Origin of the sequence: Pseudomonas sp. BIGb0176, assembly GCF_024810175.1 — a bacterium.
GTDB lineage: Bacteria > Pseudomonadota > Gammaproteobacteria > Pseudomonadales > Pseudomonadaceae > Aquipseudomonas > Aquipseudomonas protegens.
Genome location: NZ_JANUEC010000005.1, coordinates 19,936 through 44,262, shown reverse-complemented (window position 1 = coordinate 44,262; position 24,327 = coordinate 19,936). Strand labels below are relative to the sequence as shown.

General features: G+C 63.4%; 25 protein-coding genes and 1 pseudogene. 5 read left to right on the top strand and 21 right to left on the bottom strand.

What is annotated here, in order from left to right:
• Positions 1-33 precede the first annotated feature (33 nt).
• The 11 genes and pseudogenes from M2395_RS31970 to ubiE all read right to left on the bottom strand — a co-directional run bounded on the left by M2395_RS31970 (position 34) and on the right by ubiE (position 8,160).
• Positions 34-747, bottom strand: a complete 714-nt coding sequence (locus M2395_RS31970; protein WP_370511284.1) for a methyl-accepting chemotaxis protein — start codon at positions 745-747, stop codon at positions 34-36.
• A gap of 141 nt (positions 748-888) precedes the next feature.
• Positions 889-1,950 (bottom strand): annotated as a pseudogene (locus M2395_RS31965) (methyl-accepting chemotaxis protein); the annotation flags it as partial.
• A gap of 137 nt (positions 1,951-2,087) precedes the next feature.
• Positions 2,088-2,795, bottom strand: coding sequence for a 16S rRNA (uracil(1498)-N(3))-methyltransferase (locus M2395_RS27045; RefSeq protein ID WP_011058794.1), 708 nt, complete (start codon positions 2,793-2,795; stop codon positions 2,088-2,090).
• Entirely contained in the window at positions 2,792-3,586 is a 795-nt protein-coding gene (gene tatC, locus M2395_RS27040; protein ID WP_011058795.1) for a twin-arginine translocase subunit TatC, read from the bottom strand. Before tatC ends, M2395_RS27045 begins: the two co-directional genes overlap by 4 nt.
• Positions 3,583-4,041 carry a Sec-independent protein translocase protein TatB gene (gene tatB / locus M2395_RS27035; protein ID WP_011058796.1) on the bottom strand — a complete coding sequence of 153 codons (459 nt, stop codon included), beginning with the start codon at positions 4,039-4,041 and terminating at the stop codon, positions 3,583-3,585. Before tatB ends, tatC begins: the two co-directional genes overlap by 4 nt.
• A 10-nt stretch (positions 4,042-4,051) precedes the next feature.
• Positions 4,052-4,333 carry a twin-arginine translocase TatA/TatE family subunit gene (locus M2395_RS27030; RefSeq protein WP_077933226.1) on the bottom strand — a complete coding sequence of 94 codons (282 nt, stop codon included), beginning with the start codon at positions 4,331-4,333 and terminating at the stop codon, positions 4,052-4,054.
• Between the two features lie 25 nt (positions 4,334-4,358).
• Positions 4,359-4,691: a phosphoribosyl-ATP diphosphatase gene (locus M2395_RS27025; protein WP_011058798.1), complete on the bottom strand. Its 333-nt coding sequence runs from the start codon at positions 4,689-4,691 to the stop codon at positions 4,359-4,361.
• Between the two features lies 1 nt (position 4,692).
• Complete coding sequence (hisI, locus tag M2395_RS27020) at positions 4,693-5,085, bottom strand: phosphoribosyl-AMP cyclohydrolase (RefSeq protein WP_077933227.1); 393 nt, start codon at positions 5,083-5,085, stop codon at positions 4,693-4,695.
• Positions 5,086-5,165: 80 nt separating this feature from the next.
• The gene (gene ubiB, locus M2395_RS27015) at positions 5,166-6,770 is read right to left on the bottom strand and encodes a ubiquinone biosynthesis regulatory protein kinase UbiB (RefSeq protein ID WP_011058800.1); all 1,605 of its coding nucleotides are present in this window, start codon (positions 6,768-6,770) and stop codon (positions 5,166-5,168) included.
• Positions 6,767-7,390 carry an SCP2 domain-containing protein gene (locus M2395_RS27010; protein WP_015633857.1) on the bottom strand — a complete coding sequence of 208 codons (624 nt, stop codon included), beginning with the start codon at positions 7,388-7,390 and terminating at the stop codon, positions 6,767-6,769. Before M2395_RS27010 ends, ubiB begins: the two co-directional genes overlap by 4 nt.
• Positions 7,390-8,160 carry a bifunctional demethylmenaquinone methyltransferase/2-methoxy-6-polyprenyl-1,4-benzoquinol methylase UbiE gene (gene ubiE / locus M2395_RS27005; RefSeq protein ID WP_053148653.1) on the bottom strand — a complete coding sequence of 257 codons (771 nt, stop codon included), beginning with the start codon at positions 8,158-8,160 and terminating at the stop codon, positions 7,390-7,392. The genes M2395_RS27010 and ubiE overlap by 1 nt, the downstream gene beginning before the upstream one ends.
• A gap of 155 nt (positions 8,161-8,315) precedes the next feature.
• Between ubiE and M2395_RS27000 the strand changes: the two genes are divergently transcribed.
• The 3 genes from M2395_RS27000 (at position 8,316) to M2395_RS26990 (ending at position 10,020) form a co-directional block, all read left to right on the top strand.
• Complete coding sequence (locus M2395_RS27000; protein WP_011058803.1) at positions 8,316-8,591, top strand: polyhydroxyalkanoic acid system family protein; 276 nt, start codon at positions 8,316-8,318, stop codon at positions 8,589-8,591.
• Between the two features lie 123 nt (positions 8,592-8,714).
• On the top strand, positions 8,715-9,137 hold the full coding sequence (locus M2395_RS26995; RefSeq protein WP_011058804.1) for a phasin family protein: 423 nt from the start codon (positions 8,715-8,717) through the stop codon (positions 9,135-9,137).
• A gap of 10 nt (positions 9,138-9,147) precedes the next feature.
• On the top strand, positions 9,148-10,020 hold the full coding sequence (locus M2395_RS26990) for a phasin family protein (protein ID WP_011058805.1): 873 nt from the start codon (positions 9,148-9,150) through the stop codon (positions 10,018-10,020).
• 60 nt (positions 10,021-10,080) lie between these two features.
• Here the strand turns inward: M2395_RS26990 and M2395_RS26985 are convergent, their stop codons facing one another.
• The 10 genes from M2395_RS26985 to M2395_RS26940 all read right to left on the bottom strand — a co-directional run bounded on the left by M2395_RS26985 (position 10,081) and on the right by M2395_RS26940 (position 22,958).
• A complete protein-coding gene (locus tag M2395_RS26985) occupies positions 10,081-10,701 on the bottom strand; it encodes a TetR/AcrR family transcriptional regulator (protein ID WP_011058806.1) in 621 nt (206 codons plus the stop codon).
• 65 nt (positions 10,702-10,766) lie between these two features.
• On the bottom strand, positions 10,767-12,449 hold the full coding sequence (gene phaC / locus M2395_RS26980) for a class II poly(R)-hydroxyalkanoic acid synthase (RefSeq protein WP_011058807.1): 1,683 nt from the start codon (positions 12,447-12,449) through the stop codon (positions 10,767-10,769).
• A gap of 108 nt (positions 12,450-12,557) precedes the next feature.
• The gene (gene phaZ, locus M2395_RS26975; protein ID WP_011058808.1) at positions 12,558-13,418 is read right to left on the bottom strand and encodes a poly(3-hydroxyalkanoate) depolymerase; all 861 of its coding nucleotides are present in this window, start codon (positions 13,416-13,418) and stop codon (positions 12,558-12,560) included.
• Between the two features lie 130 nt (positions 13,419-13,548).
• Positions 13,549-15,228, bottom strand: coding sequence for a class II poly(R)-hydroxyalkanoic acid synthase (gene phaC, locus M2395_RS26970; RefSeq protein WP_077933228.1), 1,680 nt, complete (start codon positions 15,226-15,228; stop codon positions 13,549-13,551).
• Positions 15,229-15,485: 257 nt separating this feature from the next.
• Positions 15,486-15,863 carry a gamma-butyrobetaine hydroxylase-like domain-containing protein gene (locus tag M2395_RS26965; protein ID WP_011058810.1) on the bottom strand — a complete coding sequence of 126 codons (378 nt, stop codon included), beginning with the start codon at positions 15,861-15,863 and terminating at the stop codon, positions 15,486-15,488.
• A gap of 91 nt (positions 15,864-15,954) precedes the next feature.
• A complete protein-coding gene (hslU, locus tag M2395_RS26960; protein ID WP_077933229.1) occupies positions 15,955-17,295 on the bottom strand; it encodes an ATP-dependent protease ATPase subunit HslU in 1,341 nt (446 codons plus the stop codon).
• 57 nt (positions 17,296-17,352) lie between these two features.
• Positions 17,353-17,883, bottom strand: coding sequence for an ATP-dependent protease subunit HslV (gene hslV, locus M2395_RS26955; protein WP_003186641.1), 531 nt, complete (start codon positions 17,881-17,883; stop codon positions 17,353-17,355).
• A 199-nt stretch (positions 17,884-18,082) separates the two neighbouring features.
• Positions 18,083-18,790 (bottom strand): SPOR domain-containing protein, encoded by a 708-nt coding sequence (locus tag M2395_RS26950; RefSeq protein WP_011058812.1) that lies wholly within the window; start codon positions 18,788-18,790, stop codon positions 18,083-18,085.
• A 1-nt stretch (position 18,791) separates the two neighbouring features.
• The gene (gene argS / locus M2395_RS26945; protein ID WP_072452088.1) at positions 18,792-20,528 is read right to left on the bottom strand and encodes an arginine--tRNA ligase; all 1,737 of its coding nucleotides are present in this window, start codon (positions 20,526-20,528) and stop codon (positions 18,792-18,794) included.
• Positions 20,529-20,738: 210 nt separating this feature from the next.
• Complete coding sequence (locus M2395_RS26940) at positions 20,739-22,958, bottom strand: primosomal protein N' (RefSeq protein ID WP_041115330.1); 2,220 nt, start codon at positions 22,956-22,958, stop codon at positions 20,739-20,741.
• Positions 22,959-23,257: 299 nt separating this feature from the next.
• Here M2395_RS26940 and rpmE point away from each other — a divergent pair, with 299 nt between their 5' ends.
• Together rpmE and M2395_RS26930 are read left to right on the top strand one after the other, a co-directional pair.
• A complete protein-coding gene (gene rpmE / locus M2395_RS26935; RefSeq protein ID WP_011058815.1) occupies positions 23,258-23,479 on the top strand; it encodes a 50S ribosomal protein L31 in 222 nt (73 codons plus the stop codon).
• A gap of 41 nt (positions 23,480-23,520) precedes the next feature.
• A complete protein-coding gene (locus M2395_RS26930) occupies positions 23,521-24,300 on the top strand; it encodes a thermonuclease family protein (RefSeq protein ID WP_077933230.1) in 780 nt (259 codons plus the stop codon).
• Positions 24,301-24,327: the final 27 nt, after the last annotated feature.

The window sequence follows — 24,327 nt, the reverse complement described above, 5'->3', positions numbered from 1 at the left end:
TCCCGGTAGGAGCCGGCTTGCCGGCGAAGCGGCTCAGACCCGGAAACGCCCCACCAGGCTTTGCAGGTGAATCCCCAGCCGCGCCAGCTCGGCGCTGGACGCGGCGGTTTCCTCGCTGGCCGATGACGTCTGTTCAGACACATCCCGCACATTCAACACGCTGCGGTTGATCTCTTCCGCCACCGCGCTCTGCTGCTCTGCTGCCGCGGCGATCTGCTGGTTCATCGCCTGGATCGCCGACACGGTACGGGTGATGTTTTCCAGGGAACCACCAGCCCGGCGTGTCAGCTCGACACTGCTGTCGGTCAGGCTGCGGCTGGTATCCAGGGTGCTGGCCACCTGCTGGGTGCCGCTTTGCAGGCCAACGATGAGTTCAGCGATTTCTTCGGTGGATTGCTGGGTACGTTGCGCCAGGCTGCGGACTTCATCCGCCACCACGGCAAAACCCCGCCCGGCTTCACCGGCCCGGGCGGCCTCGATGGCGGCGTTCAGGGCCAGCAGGTTGGTCTGCTGGGCCACCGACTTGATCACATCCAGGACGCTGCCGATCTTGTCGCTTTCCTGCTTGAGATGGCCCATGGCCTCGGTGGAATGGCCCACCTCGCTGGCCAGGCGCTCGATCTGGGCGATGGCTTCGTTCACCACCCGGTCACCCTCGCGGGCCTGCTGGTCGGCCGCCACAGCGGCCTCGGAGGCCTCCTCGGCGTTGCGCGCCACTTCCTGCACGGTGGCGGCCATTTCGTTCATGGCCGTGGCCACCTGGTCGGTCTCGACTTTCTGGCTGTTGACCCCGGCGCTGGTCTGCTCGGTCACCGCGGACAGTTGCTCGGCGGCGCTGGCGATCTGGGTCACCCCGTCGCTGATGCCGCCGATCAGTTCCCGCAGGCTCACCGTCATGCGCTGCATGGCTTTCTGCAGTTGGCCCAGTTCGTCGCGGCGCTCCACGGCGAGGTTCTGGCTCAGGTCCCCGGAAGCCACGCGCTCGGCGGCCTTGAGGGTCTGCTGCAGCGGCTGGGTGATCTGCCGGGTGATGGCCCAGGCGGCGATCAGGCCGAACAGCATGGCCAGCAAGGTGGCGATCAGCAGGGTGCTCTTGGCTTGCGCGGCGTCGCTGTCACGCTTGGTGGTCTGGGCCACGGTCAGCTGCTTGCTCAGGTCCATCAGCCGGTCGCCCTGGGCGGCCATGCGCTTGAGCGCAGCCGCGCTGGCTTCTTCGGCGTCGCTGTAGGCGCTGACGGCCATCCGGTAGGCCTTCAGCGAGTCGCTGGCCTGTTGCAGGTTGGCAACGTGCTGCTCGGGCAGGCGCGAAGGCAGGCTGGTGAGGTTGTTCAGGGCGTTGTCGATGGCGTCCAGCGCCGGCTGCTTGGCCTCGGGCTTGGCGCTGTAGGTGTAGCCGCGTACCTGGAAGCGTGCCTGCTGGATCAGCTTGGACAGGTCGATCACGCTATTGAACTGCGCCACGCTGTCGCCTTGCAGCAGTGAGTTTTCAACCTCCGCGACCCGGGCCACGGCATTGTCCGCGGTGGCGCCAAGCTGGGACCTCGCAGCCTCGCGGTTGGCGGTGGCGCGAGTCATGTCGGCAAAGGCTTTCTGGTATTCGGCCACGGCGTCCAGTTGCTGGTCGACCATGGTGATGCTTTCCGGTTGCTGCAGTTGCGCGCGAGCGTCCTGCAGGCCGTCGTTGAGTTGCTTGAGGAAGTCGTTGACCGCTGCCGGGCCGTGTTCACCGCGGCTCATCTCGTAGTTGAGGCGGGCGATGCGCAGGTCCTTGGTCAGGGCGTAGATAACGGAAATATTGCCCAGTTTGTCGCCCCGGTCGATCACCCGGCTCAGGCCGGTCCAGCCGGTGGCGGTGATCAGCAGGGTCAGGAGCAGTACCAGGCCGAAGCCGATACCCAGCTTGAGGCTGACGCTTACGTTTCCCAGGTTTCTGGCTAGCCAACGGTACATTCTGCGAACTCCCTTTTAGCAATGTGCGCTTAACCATAGGCTATCGGCGGGAGTGGGGGATTCTGTAGCTTGACTGGCTAGTTGCCATTACGACCGTGAGGTCCGGCTGGCCACTTGGCCAGCACGCACATGGGGGCTCAGAACAGGCGCGAAAGCAGGGCGGTGACCGCGGTTTCGACCCGCAGGATGCGTTCGCCCAGTTGCACCGGTTGCAGGCCGGCCTTGCCCAGAAGATCGATCTCGTAGGGAATCCAGCCGCCCTCCGGGCCAATGGCCAGGGTGACGGCCTGGTCCAGCCCGCGAGGGCAGGGCGGATATGGGCCAGGGTGGCCCACCAGCCCCAGGGTGCCAGCGCTGAGGGCCGGCAGGCGGTCTTCGACGAAGGGCTTGAAGCGTTTTTCGATCAGGACGTCGGGCAGCACGGTGTCACGGGCCTGTTCCAGGCCGAGCACCAGGTGTTCGCGAATCGTTTCGGGTTCCAGGAACGGGGTCTGCCAGAAGCTCTTTTCTACCCGGTAGCTGTTCACCAGCACCAGCCGCGGCACGCCCATGGTCGCTATGGTCTGGAACACCCGGCGAAGCATTTTCGGGCGCGGCAGGGCCAGCACCAGGGTCAATGGCAGCTTGGCCGGTGGCGGCTGATCGAGGGTCACTTGCAGTTCGGCTTCAGCAGGCTCCAGGCGCAGTACCTGGGCACTGCCCATCAAGCCGCCAATGCGCCCGACCCGCAGGCTGTCGCCGACCGCCACCCGATGCACGTCCTGCATGTGGGTCAGGCGTCGGTCGCGCAGCACTACCCGGTCGGCCGCAATGAAATCGGCCTCTTCCAGAAGCAGCAGGTTCACGCTTGGGTCGCTGGCGGCTGGTCGTTGTGGTCGTCGGCCGGTTCATCGTCCGGGTGCTCGCCACGTTTGCTGATCAGCCCGCCGAACAGCACGCCGATCTCGAACAGCAGCCACATGGGCACGGCCAGCAGGGTCTGGGAGAAAATGTCCGGCGGGGTGAGGATCATGCCCACCACGAAGCAGCCGATGATCACGTAAGGGCGGATCTTGCGCAGGTACGCCACGTTGACCACGCCTATCCACACCAGCAGGACCACGGCCACCGGGATCTCGAAGGCCACGCCGAAGGCGAAGAACAGGGTCATGACGAAATCGAGGTAGCTGGTGATATCGGTCATCATCTCCACGCCGGCCGGGGTGGCGGCGGCGAAGAACTTGAAGATCAGCGGGAACACCAGGAAGTAGGCGAACGCCATGCCGATGTAGAACAGCAGGATGCTCGACACCAGCAAGGGCACGGCAATGCGCTTTTCATGCTTGTACAGGCCGGGTGCGATAAAGCCCCAGATCTGGTGCAGGATCACCGGGATCGCCAGGAACAGCGAGACCATCATGGTCAGCTTCAGCGGCGTCAGGAACGGCGAGGCGACGTCGGTGGCGATCATCGTCGCGCCGACCGGCAGGTACTGGCGCAGCGGCGTGGAGACGATGGTGTAGATCTGCTGGGTGAAGGCGAACAGCCCGGCGAAGATGATGAAGATCGCCGCTACGCAGCGCAGCAGGCGGGTGCGCAGCTCGGTGAGGTGCGACACCAGCGGCATGTGTTGGTCGTTCTCTGGGATATCGCTCATGGTGCTCGCGGCGGCAAGGTGGAGTCGTGGGGGGCCGTGGTGGCGGGTGTTGCCACTGGGGCTGCGGGCTCTGCGGTCGGTGCCGGTGCTGGTGTCGATGGCAGAGGCGCGGGCACTTCGCTGGCTGGCGGCGCTTCGGCGACCGTAGCGGCGCCTGGCGCGTGAATCGTCTGCTCGGCCACAGGCTCTACCGGAGTCGGTTGCTGCTGGGTCGGGGCGAGGATTTTCCGCGCTTCCTGCTCCAGGGACAGAATGTGCTCGTTGTGCAGTTGCCGGCGGATCTCGTCGGCACCGATTTCACGTTCAACTTCCTGTTTTATCGCGTTGAAGCTGCGCTTGAGGCGCCCGACCCACAGGCCGGCGGTGCGCGCAGCGCCGGGCAGGCGCTCGGGGCCGAGCACCAGCAGGGCCACCAGGCCCACCAGCAGCAGTTCAGAGAAGCTGATACCAAACATTAGTCAGTGCTCACGAGTCTTTGCGGGTCGGCTCTTCGACTTTCTGCGCCTGCACATCGATGGTGTGCGGCTGGCTCAACGGCGCGCTCTGCTGCGGCTGAACCGGTGGCACAGGCTGCGCTGCTGGCGGGACCACGGGTTCGGCAGGCTTTTCGTCGTCATTCATGGCCTTGCGAAAGCCCTTGATCGATTCGCCGACGTCGGTGCCCAGGTTCTTGAGCTTCTTGGTGCCGAATACCAGTACCACGACCACCAGGATGACGATCCAGTGTTTCCAGTCAAAAATGCCCATGCTGCGTTTCCTCTTAGAAAGTTGTTCAGGCGGACGGACGCGAGGCTTTCTCGGCGTGTCCGGACAAACCGAAGCGGCGGTCCAGCTCATCGAGCACGGCCTGGGGATGCTGCCCCAGCTGTGCCAGCATGACCAGGGTGTGGAACCACAGGTCCGCGGTTTCGTAGATCACATCGCTGCAGTCGCCGCTGATGGCAGCGTCCTTGGCGGCGATGATGGTTTCCACCGATTCTTCGCCGACTTTTTCCAGAATCTTGTTCAGGCCCTTGTGGTACAGGCTGGCGACGTAGGAGCTGTCGGCTGCGGCGTCTTTACGCTCTTCCAGCACCTGGGCCAGACGGGTGAGGGTATCGCTCATGTCAGTGTCCTGCAGAATAGATCGCGTGCGGGTCCTTGAGGACCGGTTCGACGGTTTTCCACTCGCCATCTTCATAGACGCGGTAGAAACAGCTGTGGCGGCCGGTATGGCAGGCGATGTCGCCGATCTGCTCAACCATCAGGATGATCACATCGGCGTCGCAGTCCAGGCGCATTTCATGAAGCTTCTGCACGTGCCCGGATTCTTCGCCCTTGCGCCACAGCTTGCCACGGGAACGTGACCAGTAGATGGCGCGATTCTCGACAGCGGTCAGGCTCAGGGCCTCGCGGTTCATCCAGGCCATCATCAGTACGCGCCCGGTCTTGTGATCCTGGGCGATGGCCGGCACCAGGCCGTCCGCATCCCATTTGATCTGGTCCAGCCAATCTTTCATTTTCGACTCCGACAACCGGGCTCAACCCGCTGGTGACGCCTCGGCGATTTCGACAGTTTGCCAGCAGGTCGCGCCACTGGCTATCGGCGAACGATCAGATACAAACCGACCGCAATCATGATGCCAGCAGGCCAGTGCCCCAGCTCATGCAATGGACCGCCGGCGGCCAGGACCGCGCCACCGCCCAGGTGGGCAGTGCCCAGCAGGCGCAGGAACCAGTCGTCCTTGCGCTTGTGCCAGGGCGCCGGCGGATCGGCGGCATGGGGCTGGGACATGCGCTCCAGCAGGTCGCGGGTCATGTTGGCCAGGTGCGGCAACTGTTCGATCTGGCTGTGGATGTTGCCGAGCACGGCCTTGGGGCTGACCCGTTCGCGCATCCAGCGTTCGAGGAAGGGTTGCGCGGTGTTCCACAGGTCCAGGTCCGGGTACAGCTGGCGGCCCAGGCCCTCGATGTTGAGCAGGGTCTTCTGCAGCAGCACCAGTTGCGGCTGCACTTCCATGTTGAAGCGCCGAGCGGTCTGGAACAGGCGCATCAGCACCTGGCCGAAGGAAATGTCCTTCAGCGGTTTTTCGAAGATCGGCTCGCACACGGTGCGGATCGCCGCCTCGAATTCGTTGAGCTTGGTTTCCGCCGGGACCCAGCCGGAATCAATGTGCAACTGGGCCACGCGGCGGTAGTCGCGCTTGAAGAAGGCAAACAGGTTGCGGGCCAGGTAGTCCTGGTCTTCCGGGGTCAGGCTGCCGACGATGCCGCAGTCGATGGCGATGTACTGCGGGCTCCAGGGCTGCACGGTGCTGACGAAGATGTTGCCCGGGTGCATGTCGGCGTGGAAGAAGCTGTCGCGGAACACCTGGGTGAAGAAGATCTCCACGCCACGCTCGGCGAGCATCTTCATGTCGGTACGCTGGTCGGCCAGGGTGGCCAGGTCGGTGACCTGAATGCCGTAGATGCGCTCCATCACCAGCACTTTGGGCCGGCACCAGTCCCAGTAGACCTGGGGTACATAGAGCAGCGGCGAGCCTTCGAAGTTGCGCTTGAGCTGGCTGGCGTTGGCCGCCTCGCGCAGCAGGTCGAGCTCGTCGTAGATGGTTTTCTCGTAGTCGCTGACCACGTCCACCGGGTGCAGCAGGCGCGCGTCGGCAGAGAGCTTTTCCGCGGCACGGGCGAGGATGAACAGCCACGCCAGGTCCTGGGCGATGATCGGCTTGAGCCCGGGGCGGATCACCTTGACCACCACTTCTTCGCCGGTCTTGAGCTTGGCGGCGTGCACCTGGGCCACCGACGCCGACGCCAGGGGCTCGATGTCGAAGCGGCTGAACACGTCGCTGATCTTCTTGCCCAGCTGCGCTTCGATCAGGGCCACGGACTTTTGCGAGTCGAACGGCGGCACCCGGTCCTGCAGCAGCATCAGCTCGTCGGCGATGTCTTCCGGCAGCAGGTCGCGGCGGGTCGAGAGGATCTGCCCGAACTTGATGAAGATCGGCCCCAGGTCCTGCAACGCCAGGCGCAGGCGTGCACCGCGGCTCAGGTCCAGCGGCTTGCGCGGGAACCAGCGCCAGGGCAGGGCGAAGCGCAGGGCCAGGAGGAACCAGGGCAGGGGCAGGTCGAACAGCAGGTCATCGAGGCGGTAGCGGATCACGACGCGCTGGATGCGCAACAGACGGCGGACGGCAAGCAGCTTCATGCGTTATCGCTTGGGTCAAGGGATCGGGAAAGGCGCTCCAAGCGCGCCTCGAGACGTTCCAGGTCGAGTTTGGCCTGATCCAGCTCGCGAAAGCGCGCTTCGGCTTCGCGCTGACCCACCAGGGTCCGCGATTCTTCGGCGAGGAATTCGGCGAGGTTCTGGTTGAGGCTGGCAAATCCTTGCTGATACCAGCGGGCGCGGCTGCGCACATGGCCACTGAACAGCTGGGTGGCCACGGGGCCCAGCCAGCGCGAGAGCTCGTACTCCCAGTCCAGCTCCAGGTCCTGAAGGGTTGCTGCCAGGTCCAGCAGCACGCCGCTATCGCCTTCCAGCTCCACTTCGGGGCCGTGCAGGACCGCGGTCTTGTCCTTGCTCAGGGCCAGGCGCAGCAGGCTCGAGGCCGGTGCGCGCAGGGTGCAGTCCGGGTCCGCGGCCCACTGGCTGGCGAGCATCAGGCCTTCATCGCTGGGCAGGATGAACAGCTGCAGCGCCGGGTTGCGGCATTCCACGGCGATCACCTTGCCATTGAGGTGCTGCAGGCGCGGCAGCGCCGTGCTGTCCAGACGCAGCACCCGATTGATGCCGGTCTCGACGCTGGCGAGCAGGCCGCTGAGCAACATCAGGGCTTGATGCCGCGGTGCAGGGCGACGATGCCTGCGGTCATGTTGTGATAGGTCACGCGGTCGAAACCGGCCTCGACCATCATCGACTTCAGGGTTTCCTGGTTGGGGTGCATGCGGATCGATTCGGCCAGGTAGCGGTAGCTTTCCGAGTCGTTGGTGATCAGCTTGCCGGCCAGGGGCATGAAGGCGAACGAGTAGGCGTCGTAGACCTTGGACATCAGCGCGTTGGTGGGCTTGGAGAACTCCAGCACCAGCAGGCGACCGCCGGGCTTGAGCACCCGCAGCATGGAGCGCAGGGCGTCTTCCTTGTGGGTCACGTTGCGCAGGCCGAAGGCAATGGTCACGCAGTCGAAATGGTTGTCCGGGAACGGCAGTTTTTCCGCATCGGCCTGGACGAACTCGACGTTGCCGGCCACACCCAGGTCCAGCAGGCGGTCACGACCGACCTTGAGCATGGATTCGTTGATGTCGGCCAGTACCACTTGGCCGGTCGGGCCCACCAGGTGGGAGAAACGCCTGGTCAAGTCACCCGTGCCGCCGGCGATGTCCAGTACGCGATTGCCGGCGCGCACGCCGGACAGCTCGATCGTGAAGCGTTTCCACAGGCGGTGCATGCCACCGGACAGCACGTCGTTCATCAAGTCGTACTTGGCCGCTACCGAGTGGAACACCTCAGCGACTTTTTCCGCTTTCTGGCTTTCAGGAACATTCTTGAAGCCGAAGTGAGTGGTGGGTTCGGCATCGCTGCCTTTGCGCTGATCAGTCATATCGCTGTCACCAAAAGAGAATGCGGGACATTCTAATGCCGGTGGCGGTCTTTGTCTTGGCAAGGCTGAATGTAAGATAGCGATCCGCCGGGACGTTTTGACGCACGCAGGGTCAAGATGCTTCAGGCAAGTCCCGAAACAGCAGGAGACCTTCAATGGCCCGTATTAGTGTTGAACGTGCCCATGGCCTGGGCAAGCAGGCAGCCCGTGAAAAGGCCGACAAACTGGCGCAGAAACTCGCCGATCAATATGGCCTGGAGCCGCAGTGGGCAGGCGATACCCTGAACCTCAAGCGCTCGGGCGTCAAAGGCGCGGTGCATGTGGGTGAAGAGTCGATCCGCATCGACGTGGAACTGGGGATGTTGATGTCGGCCATGAGCGGCACCATCAAGTCGGAAATCGAAAAGGCTCTGGACAAGGCTCTGGTCTGAACCGGCTCCTACATGAATTCATGACAGTCGTTAGGGTGCCGATTCTAATTTTTCTCTCTAGGTTGTGCCTCAGGTCCTCTTTCCGAGGGCAGTTCCTCAAACCTTCTGCGCGTGAGGTGCACCATGGCCAAAGTAATTCTGAAGAAAAAAGTTGATGCCCAATCGACTGCTCTGAGTGAAGTCAAATCCTATGCCCGCAAGATCTGGCTGGCAGGCCTGGGGGCCTACGCCAAAGTCGGTCAGGAAGGCAGCGAGTACTTCCAGGAGTTGATCAAGGCTGGTCAATCCGTTGAAAAGAAAGGCAAAAAAGTTGTCACTGAACAACTTGAAGCAGCCAACAGTCAGATAGATGGCGTTAAAGGGGATGTCAGCACTCTTAAAGGCAAAGTCGAAGTGCAACTGGACAAGGTCGAGAAGGCTTTTGACACGCGCGTCGCCAGTGCCTTGAATCGTATCGGCATTCCGTCTAAACATGACGTTGAGACACTCTCTGCTAAGCTCGATGAGCTGACGGCGTTGCTCGAACGTGTCGCGCGTAAACATTAAGGAGAACGGGATGGCTGGTAAAAAGAATACTGAAAAAGAAGGCAGCTCGTGGATCGGGAAAGTCGAAGAGTACTCCCGTAAAATTTGGCTTGCTGGTTTAGGCGTGTACTCGAAAATCGACTCTGACGGCAGCAAGCTTTTCGAGACATTGGTCAAAGATGGTGAGAAAGCCGAGAAACTGACTAAGAGCGTAGTCGGCAAGAAAGTTGATGCGGCCAAAGATTCCGCAACTTCGGCCAAGTCGCGTATCAGCGACGTCAAGGATCGCGCCCTGGGTAAGTGGGATGAACTGGAAGGCGCTTTCGACAAGCGCTTGAACAGCGCCATCTCGCGTCTGGGCGTGCCTAGCCGCAACGAAGTCAAGGCCCTGCACGACAAGGTCGATACCCTGACCAAGCAGATTGAAAAACTCACAGGTGCCAAGGTTGCGCCGGTTGCAGCCAAAACTGCAGCTGCCAAGCCTGCTGCAAAACCCGCAGCCAAGCCTCTGGCCAAGCCTGCCGCTAAGCCTGTCGCCAAGGCCGCCGCTAAACCCGCAGCCAAGCCGGCCGCGAAAACCGCAGCCGCCAAACCAGCGGCCAAACCGGCTGCCAAGCCTGTAGCGGCCAAGCCCGCTGCCAAGCCAGCAGCCAAGCCCGCGGCGAAAACCGCAGCGGCCAAGCCAGCGGCCAAACCGGCCGCCAAGCCTGCAGTGGCGAAAAAGCCTGTGGCCAAGAAGCCTGTGGCTGCCAAGCCAGCGGCCAAACCAGCAGCCAAGCCCGCTGTTGCGGCCAAGCCTGCAGCCCCGGCTCCGGCCAGCTCGGCGAACTCCGCCGCAGCCCCGAGCCCGGCTGCAACCCCGACTGCCGCGCCAGCTCCAGCGACGCCAAGCAGCCAGTCCTGATCGCATCAGGAATAAAAAACGCCCGGCCTGGGAAGGCCGGGCGTTTTTTATTGAGGCGTTCTAGCCCTGCTCATCCAGGTAGCGCAGCGCCATCTGTTCGGTGGCCATCTTTGCCGGCGGCAGCAGGTGTGGCGCCACCAGCATCATGATCTGGTAGACCACCAGCCGAACTTCGCCTTCGCGATCGAGAATCCGCTGGTAATCCAGAGAGAACAGCAGGGTCATGGTGATCTGTTCCACCAGCTGCCCCAGGGCCTGGGTGCCGCTGACCAGTTGCCCCTGAGCCTTGAGCCGGGCCAGCAACGAGGCCAGGGTGCGTTTCAAGGCATTGAGCAGGTTGCGAATGCCCTTGGCCAGTTTTGGCAGGCGCCCGGCCAGGTTGGACAGGTCCTGAAATAGAAAGCGGTAGTGGGCCAGGCGCTCGACGATCAGGTGCAGGAACAGCCAGTAGTCTTCCGCCGCCAGCTGGACGTCGGACGGTGGGTCCAGCAATGGCGTCAGTTCGTTCTGAAAGCGCTCGAACAGGCCGAGCACCAGCGGCTCCTTGCCATGGAAGTGGTAGTAGAGGTTGCCGGGGCTGATCCCCATTTCATTGGCCACCTCCATGGTGGAGACATTGGGCTCGCCCTTTTGATTGAACAGTTGCAGGGCACATTCGAGTATCCGGTCGCGGGTCTTCATCCTGACTTCTTGTCGGTCCATTGAAGGGGCACGGCTCCGGCGTGGAACCGTGGTGCAAAGTGTCTTCAGCGCACGCGCACGTAGGTGCCGGGCGCAGCCTCCATCGGCGGATAGTTCTGGTTGCCCAGGGTGGTGAGGGTTTCCCGCTGCGCCCCCGAACGCTCCTGGACCCAGGTCAGCCACTGGCTCCACCAGCTGCCGTCCACATGCTCGGCATCGTAGTACCAGGCCCGCGGGTCGCTGCTGAGCTTGCGGTTCTCCACGTAATTGGCCTTGGGATTGCTCGGCGGGTTGAGGATGCTCTGCACGTGGCCGCTGTTGGACAGCACGAAGCGCCGTTCGCCGCCCAGCAGCAGGGTCGAGCGGTAGACCGCGTCCCAGGGCGTGATGTGGTCGTTGATCCCGGCCACGCTGAAGCTGTCCACCGTGACCTTCTGCAAGTCGATCGGCGTGCCGCAGACTTCCAGCCCGCCGACATGGCTCAGGGGGTTGTGCTTGAAGAAGTCCAGCAGATCGCCGTGCAGCGCGGCCGGCAACCGGGTGCTGTCGTTGTTCCAGTAGAGAATGTCGAAGACCGGCGGCTCCTTGCCCAGCAGGTAGTTGTTGACCCAGTAGTTCCAGATCAGGTCGTTGGGGCGCATCCAGGCGAACACCTTGGCCATGTCGCGACCGTCCAGTACCCCTTGCTGATAGGAGCGACGCTTGGCCGCTTCGAGGGTCTTCTCGTCGGCGAACAGCGTTGCCGGGCTGTCCATCTGGCTGTCCAGCAGGCTCACCATGTAGGTCGCGCTGGATACCCGGCGCAGCTGGCGCTTGGCCTGCAGATGGCCTTGCAGGGCGGCGATGGTCAGCCCTCCGGCACAGGCTCCCACCAGGTTGACTTCGCGACTGCCGGTAATCGCCCGGGTGACGTTCAGCGCTTCTTCGGCCGCCTCGACGTAGGTCGACAGGCCCCACTCGCGGTGCCGCACATCCGGGTTGCGCCAGCTGACCATGAACACCTGCAGGCCGTTTTTCAGCGCGTACTGGACGAAGCTGTTGGTCGGGCTCAGGTCGAAAATGTAGTACTTGTTGATTTGTGGCGGCACGATCAGCAGCGGCTTGGCGTACTGTTTTTCGCTCATGGGGCTGTACTGGATCAGCTCCAGCAATTCATTGCGAAACACCACTGAGCCCGGGGTGACCGCCAGGTTCTTGCCCACCTCGAAGGCGTGCTTGGTCACCTGGCTGGGCAACCCGTTGTTGTGCAGCAGGTCATCCAGCAGGTTGCCGATGCCCCGCACCACGCTGTTGCCCCCGGTGTTGAAGATCTCCTTGAGAGCCAGGGGGTTGAGCAGGGTATTGGAAGGCGCAACGGCATCATTGAGCAGGGAAAAGGCAAAGTGTGCCCGCGCCCGGTCGTCCTCGCTCATGCCACTGTCGTCGATCCAGTGGCGCACCTGCTTCTGCCAGCTCAGGTAGGCCTGCAGGCCGCGCCGGTAGAAGGGGTTGAGGCTCCAGGCCGGGTCGGCGAAGCGGTTGTCCTTGGGGTTGGTCTTGTGCAGGGTTTCCCCCAGCAGCACACGCCCCAGCTGGCCGCCCAGGGCCAGGGTATGCCGGGCACTGTGCAACGGATTGCGCAGGCTGTGGGCCGCCAGGCTGCGCAAGGTGGAGAACAGGTCCCGGCCGCGCAGGCCGGTGATCGCGCTCTGCGCATTGATATACGCGGCGGGTGACGGCAATGAGCCCGTCGCAGGTTTGTCTTGCATGAGTCAACACTCCTTCGTCAAACCACTAACAAGCAGACCAATCCAAGACAGACAACATAGTCGGTCCTGGCCCTTCTTGCGCGCGACGATCCTGTCGACAGGTATCTTTTACTTGGTAGGGCGCACAGGTTCGGGATGCGGGTGCATCACCGCCCTTTGGCGTTCTTCCTGGAGGAACTTCATGATGATCGGGGCGACGGCCTCGGCCCGGGTGATCAGGAACAGGTGGCCATCATCGATGATGTGCAACTGGGCATTGGGTATGCGCCAGGCCAGCATGCGCATGTTGATCAGGGGAATCAGCGGGTCGTCATCGCCGGCCAGCACCAGGGTCGGCTGATGGATCTTGTGCAGCCAGTGAATGCTGGTCCAGCCCAGGCCCGCGAACAGCTGCCAGTAGTAGCCGAGCTTGCCGGCCGAGCGCACCTTGGCTGCGTGTTCCGCTGCCAGGCTCGGGTCGCGGCGGAAGGAGCCGCCATAGATCAGCGGCGCGATGCGCATCACATGGGAGGGCTGCACGTAGCGCCGTGGGCTGGCCATCATCCACAGCACCTTGGGTTTGCCCGGGACCATGAACGCCCCGGCCGCGGTGGCGGCCAGCACCAGCTTCTTGCAGCGCTCGGGGTAGTCGTAGGCGAACTGCTGGGCCAGCGCGCCGCCCCAGGACACACCCACTGCATTGACCTGGCCGTAGTCCAGGTAGTCGAGCATCCGCGCGGTCAGCTTGGCCAGCCCGGGAAAGCGGTAGGGCCGGCTCGGCGTGGAGGAGCCGCCGACACCGGGGACATCGAAGGCGATCACCTCGAGGTCCGGATCCAGGGCCTGGACAAAGGGAAACACCAGCTCCAGGTTGGCGCCGATGCCGTTGAAGATCAGCAGCGGCGTCAAGTGCGGCTTGCCTGGGCGTACCGCGGTGCGGATGGTCTGGCCATCCAGGTCGACGGTGCGGAATATGAATGAGTGTGGCATGCCGTAGCCCTGTGAATTAAACCGTCGCAGCCGCCATCCCGGGCGTCCTGCGGATTTCCTGAGGCCGAGCCTCTTGTCAAGAATAGGGCTTGGCGGAGCCTCCTGGCGCCGCCGTGTCGATGGCCGGGGCTCAGCGCTCGTGGACGTAGGTCCCGGGCGCCGCCTCGGCGGCTGCGTACTTCTTGTTACCCAGGCTGGTGGGCGCCGGCTTCAGGTCACCTGAGCGTTCCGCCTGCCAGGCCTGCCAATGCAGCCACCAGGAATCGGTGTGCTTGATCGAGTTTTCCTGCCACTGGTCGGGGCAGGCCGGAATGTCGGTGCTGGTCATGTAGCGCGCCTTGGGGTTGCCAGGCGGGTTGAGGATGCTCTGGATATGGCCGCTGCTGGAGAGCACGAACTCGACGTTGCCGCCAAACAGCTGCGCCGACTTGTAGCAGGACTTCCACGGGGTGATGTGGTCGTTGGTGCCGGCCAGGGAGAAGATATCGGCGGTCACCTGCTTGAGGTCGATCGGCGTGCCGCACACTTCCAGTGCATTGGCGCGCACCAGCGGGTTGTTCTTGAACATTTCGATCAGGTCGCCGTGGAAGGCGGCGGGCAGGCGGGTGGTGTCGTTGTTCCAGAACAGGATGTCGAACACCGGCGGCTCGTTGCCCAGCAGGTAGTTGTTGACCCAGTAGTTCCAGATCAGGTCGTTGGGGCGCATCCAGGCGAACACCTTGGCCATGTCGCGGCCTTCCAGGACTCCGGCCTGATAGGAGTGGCGCTTGGCCGCTTCCAGGGTCTGCTCGTCGACGAACAGCGCTACCTGGGTGTCCAGGGTGGTGTCGAGTACGCTGACCAGCAGGGTCAGGGCGTTGACCTTCTTCTGCCCCAGCGCCGCGTAGTGGCCCAGCAGCGCGGTGCAGGTGATGCCGCCGGAGCAGGCACCGAGCATGTTCACGTCCTTGCTGCCGGTGATCGCGGTCACTACATCGACCGCTTCTTTCAGGGCTTCGATGTAGGTGGACAGGCCCCATTCGCGCTGGGCCTTGGTGGGGTTGCGCCAGCTGACGATAAAGGTCTGCACGTTGTTGCGCAGGCAGAAGCGCGCCAGGCTCTTGTCCGGGCTGAGGTCGAAGACATAGAACTTGTTGATCTGCGGTGGCACCACCAGCAGCGGGCGCTCATGCACCTGCTCGGTGATCGGCCGGTACTGGATCAGCTCCAGCACGTCATTGCGAAACACCACCGCGCCTTCACTGGTGCCCAGGTTCTTGCCCACTTCGAAGGCGTCCATGTTGACCTGGCTGGGCATGCCGCCGTTGTGCACCAGGTCCTTGGCCAGATGGGACAGACCGTCCAGCAGGCTCTTGCCGCCGGTTTCGAAGAAGCGCTTTACCGCTGCGGGGTTGGCCGCGCTGTTGGTCGGGGCCATGGCTTCGGTCATCAGGTTGATCACGAAGTGGCCGCGGCTGATGTCCTGCTCGGACAGGCTGCTGTCGTCGATCCAGTCGTGGAGTTCCTTGCGCCACGCCAGGTAGGTTTGCAGGTAGCGTCTGTACAACGGGTTCTGGCTCCACGCGGGGTCGTTGAAGCGACGGTCGTCGCTCTCCGGCTGCAGGGTGGATTTGCCGAACATCACGTTCTTAAGTTCGATGCCGAAATGGGCGACGTGCTTGACGCTGTGGATGGGTTGTTTGATGGCCTGGGCAAGCACCATTCGAGCGGAAGTAAGCAGGTCCTTTCTACGCAAGCCAATGACCGGATTGAGCCCCAGGGTGTTTTCCGAGGCTTGGCGTTTCAGGTCATCGTTATTCTTGTTACTCATCTACGACGCTCCATTGTCCTGAGACGAGTACCGGACCTGCTGTGCAGTCACACAGCACGATGCCAGGTACTACTGCTCGGGTGACCGTTGATTGCGCACCGCTGCTTTTTTGTTCCTAAAGCTCTGCAGGGAACTTGCCAGCTCCATTGGTTACCCGAGTTTAATTTTTTCCGCAAGCAGGCCATTCATTGGCCATACAGCCAAGCATTCAAACAGATGAAATTAGAAAATGCCCTCTAAACCATCGGAGCCTTGAGCTAGAGCATCAGCTTGACGATGGACTCGTTCGGATCGCGGGATTTTCCGGCAGCCTTGAGCTCCGCCAGATAGTCGTTCCACAGCTCGTCCTGGCGCAGCGCCAGTTGGTAGAGGTAGTCCCAGGTGAACAATCCGCTGTCATGACCGTCGTCGAAGGTCAATTTCAGTGCGTACTGGCCCGCCGGTTCAACCTTGGTCAGGCCGACGCCGAGCTTGCCGAATTGCAGGATGGGTTTGCCGTGGCCCTGGACCTCGGCGGAGGGGGAATGCACCCGCAGGAGTTCTGCAGGCAGGTGATAGACCTCGTCCGGCCCGTAAGTCAGGGTCAGGGTTTTCGAGGCTTTGTGCAGGTTGATACCGGTGGGAAGTTTGCTCATGACCTGTAGTCCTTCCGGCAGGAGCCGGCTTGCCGGCGATCGGGGGAGGCCCTATCGCTGGCAAGCCAGTCCCTGCATGGGTGGCGAAGGTTTACAGGATATAACGGGAAAGGTCTTCGTTCTGCGCCAATTCGCCCAGGTGGCTGTTGACGTAGGCGGCGTCGATGCGGATCGGCTCTTCGCTGTGGGCGCTGGCCAGGTCACCGGCACTGAACGACACCTCTTCCAGCAGGCGCTCGAGCAGGGTGTGCAGGCGACGGGCACCGATGTTCTCGGTCTTCTCGTTGACCTGCCAGGCGATTTCCGCCAGGCGCTTGATGCCTTCGGGCAGGAACTCGATGTTCAGGCCTTCGGTCTTCAGCAGCTCGCGATATTGCTCGGTCAGCGAAGCGTGCGGCTCGCTGAGGATGCGCTCGAAGTCTTCCGGCGACAGCGCCTTGAGTTCCACGCGGATCGGCAGACGGCCTTGCAGCTCCGGTACCAGGTCGCTGGGCTTGCTCAGGTGGAAGGCACCGGAGGCAATGAACAGGATGTGGTCGGTCTTGACCATGCCCAGCTTGGTGTTGACGGTGCAGCCTTCGATCAGCGGCAGCAGGTCACGCTGCACGCCCTCGCGGGAGACGTCCACACCGCCGGCGTTGCCGCGCTTGGCCACCTTGTCGATCTCGTCGATGAACACGATGCCGTGCTGCTCGACGGCTTCCAGGGCCTTGGCCTTGAGTTCTTCGTCGTTGACCAGGCGGCTGGCTTCTTCGTCGCGTACCAGTTTCAGCGCTTCCTTGACCTTGAGCTTGCGGTTCTTGCGCTTGCCCTTGCCCATGTTGGCGAACAGGCTCTGCAGCTGGTTGGTCATTTCTTCCATGCCCGGTGGCGCGGAAATGTCGACGCCTGCAGCTTCCGCCACTTCGATCTCGATTTCCTTGTCATCCAGCTGGCCTTCGCGCAGGCGCTTGCGGAACAGCTGGCGGGTATTGGAGTCCTGGGCCGGAGCCGCGTCGTCGCTGTTGAAACCGGTGCGTGCCTGGGGCAGCAGGGCATCGAGGATGCGTTCTTCGGCGGCGTCTTCGGCGCGATGGCGAACCCGGATCATTTCCTGTTCGCGGAACATCTTGATCGCCGCGTCGGCCAGGTCGCGGATGATGGATTCAACGTCGCGGCCCACATAGCCGACTTCGGTGAACTTGGTGGCCTCGACCTTGATGAAGGGCGCATTGGCCAGCTTGGCCAGGCGGCGGGCGATCTCGGTCTTGCCGACGCCGGTCGGGCCGATCATCAGGATGTTCTTGGGGGTCACTTCAACGCGCAGCTCGGCCGGCAGTTGCATGCGGCGCCAGCGGTTGCGCAGGGCGATAGCGACGGCGCGCTTGGCATCGTCCTGGCCGATGATATGGCGATTGAGTTCGTGGACGATTTCGCGGGGTGTCATGGACATAGTAGTTGGCGGTCCTCAAGCAAGAATGAATGCCGTGGCGCAAGCGCCGCAACAGGCTTATTCCGCGAGATCCTGCTCCTCGATGGTTTGAGTGTGGTTGGTGAATACACAGATGTCGCCGGCGATGCCGAGTGCGGTCTCGACGATTTCACGGGCCGACAGGTCGGTCTTTTTCAGCAGGGCGCTGGCAGCGGCCTGGGCGTAGGCGCCACCGGAACCCATGGCGATCAGCCCGTCCTCGGGTTCAACCACGTCGCCATTGCCGGTGATGATCAAGGACGCATCCTTGTTGGCCACGGCCAGCATGGCTTCCAGGCGGCTCAGGGAGCGATCGGTGCGCCATTCCTTGGCCAGCTCTACGGCGGCACGGACCAGATGGCCCTGGTGTTTCTCCAGTTGGCCTTCAAAGCGCTCGAACAGGGTGAAGGCGTCGGCGGTGGCCCCGGCAAAGCCGGCGATGACCTGGCCGTGATAGAGGCGGCGGACTTTTTTCGCGTTGCCTTTCATCACGGTGTTGCCGAGAGAAACCTGGCCGTCGCCGCCCATGACGACTTTGCCGTGGCGGCGGACTGAAACGATGGTGGTCAAGGGGGGAGTCTCCACACAGCGGGGCGAAAGTGCCCTGATGGAAACTCATATGGGGGTGGTCGGGCGTTTTTCAACCGGAGGCTGCAGCGAGGGACCGGCGGTCATTGTTGCATGCTGCAAGCGCTTCGCGGGCAGGCCCGCTCCTACGGGGGGCCATGTAGGAGTGGGCTTGCCCGCGATCAATCGCGTAGCGGTCGGCTTAGCGGCTCTGGCGCTGTTGTAACAGCAGGTTGCTGAAGCCGGCGCCGGCCAGTTGTTTCTGCGCCACGGTCAGCTGTTCGCGGTTGCTGAACGGGCCTACCAATACCCGGTACCAGGTTTCATCCTTCACCGTGCCGGATTCCACCGAGACCGACTGGCCCAGCAGGATGATCTGCGCCCGGACCTTGTCGGCATCGGCTTCCTTGCGGAACGAACCGGCCTGGAGGAAGAACTTGGTCACCGGCGCCGCCTTGGCCACGGGTGGCGCTGGTGGCGGGGTGATCCCGGCCAGGGCTGCCTGGGCACGGGCGGTGTCGATCTTGGCCGCTTCCGCCGGGGTTACCGGGGTGGTCGGCACCGGCGGCACCTGTGGCGTCGGCAGGGTTTTTTCCGGCACCGCTTCCGGCGGCACGATGACCTCCGATTCCGGCAGCAGGGTGTAGAAGTCGTATTTCGGCTTCACCGGTTGCTGGGGGCTCGGCGGGGTCTTGTTGGCCTCGGCGATCTTGGTGGCTTTCTGCTGTTCGATCTTCTCGCGCTTGACGCTGTCACCGCCCTTGCCGGGCTCGAGCTTCATCAGGAACACGATGAAGGCACCGATGGTCAGGCCGATGGCCAGCCACAACCAGCCCGGAATCGGCTTCTTGGCCGGGGCCTGGTAACGGCTGGCGCCACGCTTGGGTGCAGGTTTTTTCTTGGCAGCCAACTTACATTTGCTCCAGGACTTTGAGGCCCAGCAGTTCCAGACCTTGCTTGAGGGTGCGCCGGGTCAGCTCGGTGAGGCGCAGACGGCTGTGCATCTGGGTCGGCGTCTCGGCTGCCAGGATCGGGCAGTTTTCATAGAAGCTGGAGAACAGCCCGGCCACGTCGTACAGGTAGGTGCAGAGGATGTGTGGCGTGCCCTTCTCGGCGACGTTGTTGAGAATCTCGCCGAACTGCGCCAGCTTGGCCGCCAGCTCCAGTTCCTGGGCCGCGTGCAGTTCGATCTGCCCGCCGACTTCGCTGAAGTCCTTGCCCAGCTTGCGGAACACACCGGCGGCGCGGGTGTAGGCGTACAGCAGGTACGGCGCGGTGTTGCCTTCGAAGTTGAGCATCAGGTCGAAGTTGAAGCTGTAGTCGCTGGTGCGGTGCTTGGACAGGTCGGCGTACTTCACCGAGTCGATGCCCACCACCTTGGCGATGCTGCGCAGGTCGGCTTCCGGCAGTTGCGGGTTCTTTTCCTTCACCAGGGCGTAGGCACGTTCTTCGGCTTCGGTCAGCAGGTCGATGAGCTTCACGGTGCCGCCGTCGCGGGTCTTGAACGGACGGCCGTCGGCGCCGTTCATGGTGCCGAAGCCCATGTGCTCCATTTCCATCGGATGGGTCACGAAACCGGCCTTGCGGGCCACGGCGAACACTTGCTGGAAGTGCAGGGCCTGGCGCTGGTCGACGAAGTACAGGGCGCGATCGGCCTTGAGCTTGCCGCTGCGGTAGCGCACGGCCGCCAGGTCGGTGGTGGCGTACAGGTAGCCGCCGTCAGCCTTGACGATGATCACCGGCAGCGGCTCGCCTTCGGCGTTCTTGAACTCGTCGAGGAACACGCACTGGGCGCCGTTGCTCTCCACCAGCAGGCCCTGGGCCTTGAGGTCGTTGACCACGTTGATCAGGTCGTCGTTGTAGGCGCTCTCGCCCATCACGTCGGCCATGGTCAGCTTGACGTTGAGCAGCTCGTAGATCTTCTGGCAGTGGGACAGGGAGATGTCCTTGAACTTGGTCCACAGCTCCAGGCAGTCCGGGTCGCCGGCCTGCAGCTTGACCACCAGGCCGCGGGCGCGGTCGGCGAAGGCTTCGGACTCGTCGAAGCGCTGCTTGGCGGCGCGGTAGAAGTTCTCCAGGTCCGACAGCTCGTCACTGGTGATGGGGTTTTCTTCCAAGTAGGCCATCAGCATGCCGAACTGGGTGCCCCAGTCGCCCACGTGGTTCTGGCGGATCACGGTGTCGCCGAGGAACTCCAGGACCCGGGCCACGCCGTCGCCAATGATGGTGGAGCGCAGGTGGCCAACGTGCATTTCCTTGGCCAGGTTGGGCGCCGACATGTCGATCACGGTGCGCTGCGCCGGGCCGGCCTTGCGTACGCCCAGGTGGGCGTCGCCAAGAGCGGCGTCCAGGCGCGCGGCCAGGGCCTGGGTGTTCTGGAAGAAGTTGATGAAGCCGGGGCCGGCGATTTCCGCCTTGCTCAGGTCTTCATGGGCCGGCAGGGCGGCGATGATTTTCTCCGCCAGGTCGCGCGGCTTCATGCCGGCCGGCTTGGCCAGCATCATGGCGATGTTGCTGGCGAAGTCGCCGTGGGTCTTGTCGCGGGTGTTTTCGACCTGGATCGCCGGCGTCAGGCCTTCTGGCAACACACCTTCGGTGACGAGTTGGGTGATGGCTTGCTGGATGAGCTGGCGAATGGTGTCTTTCATGGTCTTCTCTTTCGACCGCTGGTGCGGCGGCGCTTCGGTGCGCAGGTGGAAAAACTGGGCATTATCCGTTGCTGGAACGGGCTTGCCAACTATAGAGGACTGCTTGGGGATCGATGGCGGCATTCGATTGCCTTCGCCGGCAAGCCGGCTCTTGCAGGTTTGATGCTGCCCATTGTAGGAGCGGGCTTGCCCGCGAAAGCACGACCTCGATCAATACAGATCCACGGGATCCACATCCAGCGACCAGCGGACCTGCCGCCCGCTGGGCATCTGTTCCAGCACCAGCAGCCAACTGCTGAGCAAACGATGCAAGGGCGCTCTGGCATTGGCCTGCAGCAGCAATTGCGCGCGATAACGTCCGGCGCGCCGCTCCATCGGAGCCGGCACCGGGCCCAATAGTTCGATGCCCCCCAGGTTCTGTTCCGCCAGCAGGCGCTCGGCCTCGCTGCAGGCTTCATCGAGGAACCCCTCGGCCTGGCCCGGTTTGTGGGCTTCGGCCCGCAGCAGCGCCAGGTGGGCGAAAGGTGGCAGGCCGGCGGCGCGGCGCTCGCTCAGGGCCTGTTCGGCGAAGGCGAAGTAGCCCTGCTCGGTCAACTGCACCAGCAACGGGTGGTCGGCGAGGTGGGTCTGGATGATCACCTTGCCCGGCTCTTCGGCCCGGCCGGCCCGCCCGGCGACCTGGACAATCAGTTGCGCCATGCGCTCGCTGGCGCGGAAGTCGCCGGAGAACAGGCCGCCATCGGCATCGAGGATCGACACCAGGGTCACCCGGGGAAAGTGATGACCCTTGGCCAGCATCTGGGTGCCCACGAGGATGCACGGCTGGCCTTTCTGGATAGTGGCGAACAGCTGGTTCATCGCATCCTTGCGCGAGGTGCTGTCGCGGTCCACCCGCAGCACCGGGTAGTCGGGAAACAAGATGCCCAGGCGCTCTTCCGCCCGCTCGGTGCCGGCGCCCACGGGGCGCAGGTCGACCTTGCCGCATTGCGGGCAATGGCGCGGAACCCGCTCCACATGGCCGCAGTGGTGGCAGCGCAGCTCGCCGGAACGCTGGTGCACGGTCATGCGTGCATCGCAGCGCTGGCATTCGGACATCCAGCCGCAGTCGTGGCAGAGCAGGGTCGGGGCGAAGCCGCGGCGGTTGAGGAACACCAGGACCTGCTGGCCGGCGGCCAGGGTCTGGCCGATGGCTTGCTGCATGGGGCCGGAAATGCCGCTGTCCAGCGGGCGGCTCTTCACGTCCAGGCGCAGGAAACGCGGCTGCTTGGCGCCGCCGGCCCGCTCGTTCAGGCGCAGCAGGCCGTAGCGGCCGGTGTAGGCGTTGTGCAGGCTTTCCAGGGACGGCGTGGCCGAGCCCAGGACGATGGGAATGTTTTCCTGGCGCGCACGCACCAGAGCCAGGTCGCGGGCGTGGTAACGCAGGCCTTCCTGCTGTTTATAGGACCCGTCGTGCTCCTCGTCGATGATGATCAGGCCAGGGTTCTTCATCGGCGTGAACAGGGCCGAGCGGGTGCCGATGATGATGTCGGCCTCGCCGTCCCGGGCAGCCAGCCAGGCGTCCAGGCGTTCGCGGTCATTGACCGCCGAGTGCAGCAGGGCGATGCGGGCGTTGAAGCGTTGCTCGAAGCGCGCCAGGGTCTGCGGGCCGAGGTTGATCTCCGGAATCAGCACCAGGGCCTGCTTGCCGGCTTCCAGGGTTTCGCGGATCAGTTGCAGGTAGACCTCGGTCTTGCCGCTCCCGGTGACCCCGGCCAGGAGAAACGCGTGATAGCTGTCGAACCCGGCGCGGATGGCTTCATAGGCGGCGCGCTGCTCGCTGTTGAGCGGCAGTTCGGGCTGGGCCAGCCAGTGTTCGTGGCGCACGCCCGGCGCGTGCTTGCGCACCTCCACCTGCACCAGGTCCTTGGCCCGCAGCAGGTCGAGGCTGTCCTTGCTCAGCATCAACTTGCTCAGCAGGGTATGTGGCACGCCGTGTGGGTGCTGGGCCAGGGTTGCCAGGGCTTCGCGCTGGCGTGGGGCGCGAGCGATGCGCGGGTCGTCGAGCCGGGCCCCGGGGGCTATCGACCAGAAACGCTCCTGGCGGGCCTCGGCCAGCTCGCCCTGGCGCAACAGCACTGGCAATGCCCAGCTCAGGGTGTCTCCCAGGCTGTGCTGGTAGTACTGGGCGGTCCACAGGCACAGCTTGAACAGGGCCGGCGGTAGCGGAGGCGTGGGATCCAGCAGGGCCAGGGCCGGCTTGAGTTTTTCCGCCGGGACCTCGCTGTGATCCGCCACCTCCACCAGGATGCCGATCATTTCCCGGCGGCCGAATGGCACCCGCAGGCGCATGCCGGGGTGCAACTGGGCACGCAGCACCCCGGCCGGAGCACGGTAGTCGAACAGGCGGCGCAGAGGCGAGGGCAGGGCGAGGCGCAGGATGGCGTCGGGCACGCGGGACAATCTCGTTGAGCAGAGGGTAAATAGGCCCCGGAGCCTAACAGAGCAGCGGTGGAGTGTCCTGTATAAGCGTGCGTGGCCCCTGTACCTGCGGGGTCTGTCCGGGCATGGAGCCGGTTTTTCAGTTCAGGGGGTGGCAAAGCCTGGGCTGTCAAGGTTGCACCGGCTTTTTCTGATGGGCTGCACTCAGGATCGCTTGCGCGTTTGACGCGGTCTGGTAGAATTCGCGCCCTAATTCGTGCGGTATTCAACAATAGTGTTGGGTGGCGGCACGCTAGCCTGAGGAATACACCATGAAAGCCGATATCCATCCAGTATACGAAGCCATTACCGCTACCTGCAGCTGCGGTAACGTCATCGAAACTCGCTCCACCCTGGCCAAGCCTCTGAGCCTGGACGTGTGCAACGAGTGCCACCCGTTCTACACCGGCAAGCAAAAGACTCTGGACGTTGGCGGTCGTGTCGACAAGTTCAAGTCGCGCTTCGGTGCTTTCGGCGCAACGAAGAAGGCCTGAGGCTGATCGTTCTGGAAAGCCGATACCGACTTTCCTCGCTGATGAAAAAGGCGTCCCTAGTGGGCGCCTTTTTTGTGGGCGCGATTTGGCTGACAGCGGCCGAGGCGTTTTGCCCGGCGCCCAAGGGGCTGTTGCCGGCAACGGTGCTCCGGGTGGTGGACGGCGACACCCTGCACCTCAAGGATGGCCGCAGGTTGCGCATGATCGGCCTCAATGCCCCGGAGCTGGCGGGCAAGGGGCGCCCTGCCGAGCCCTTCGCCGAGGCGGCGCGGCAGCGCCTGCGACAACTGGTGGCACAGAGTGGTGGGCGGGTCGGCCTGCTGCCGGGGCGTGAAAGGCAGGATCGCTACGGTCGTGTCCTGGCCCATGTCTATGGCGTCACTGGTATCAACTTCGAAGCCCGGTTGATCGCGGAAGGCTTGGCCTATCGGATTGCCGTGCTGCCAAACGTCGCCCTGGCGAGCTGCCAGAAGGCTGCCGAGAACCATGCGCGCCGAGCCGGGCTGGGGCTTTGGCGACGTTCACCTGTACTCAAGGCGCAGCAGATCCATCGCGCGGGCTTTGCCCTGTTCGAAGGGCGAGTGAGCAGGGTGCAGCGCAATCGCGGTGGTCTTTGGATCACATTGCAGGGGCAGGTTGTATTGCGCATTGCACCCAATGTCCTGCGGCGCTTCGATCGTCGGCTGCTCAGTCGCCTTTCGGGGCGCCGGATCGAGGCTCGCGGCTGGGTTGTCGATCGCTCGCGTCAGCCTGGCCGGCAATCTGCACATCCACGCTGGATGTTGTCCGTGACTGACCCTTCCATGCTCGGACTTATCTGATAAAGAAAAATTGTAGACATTTTTTTA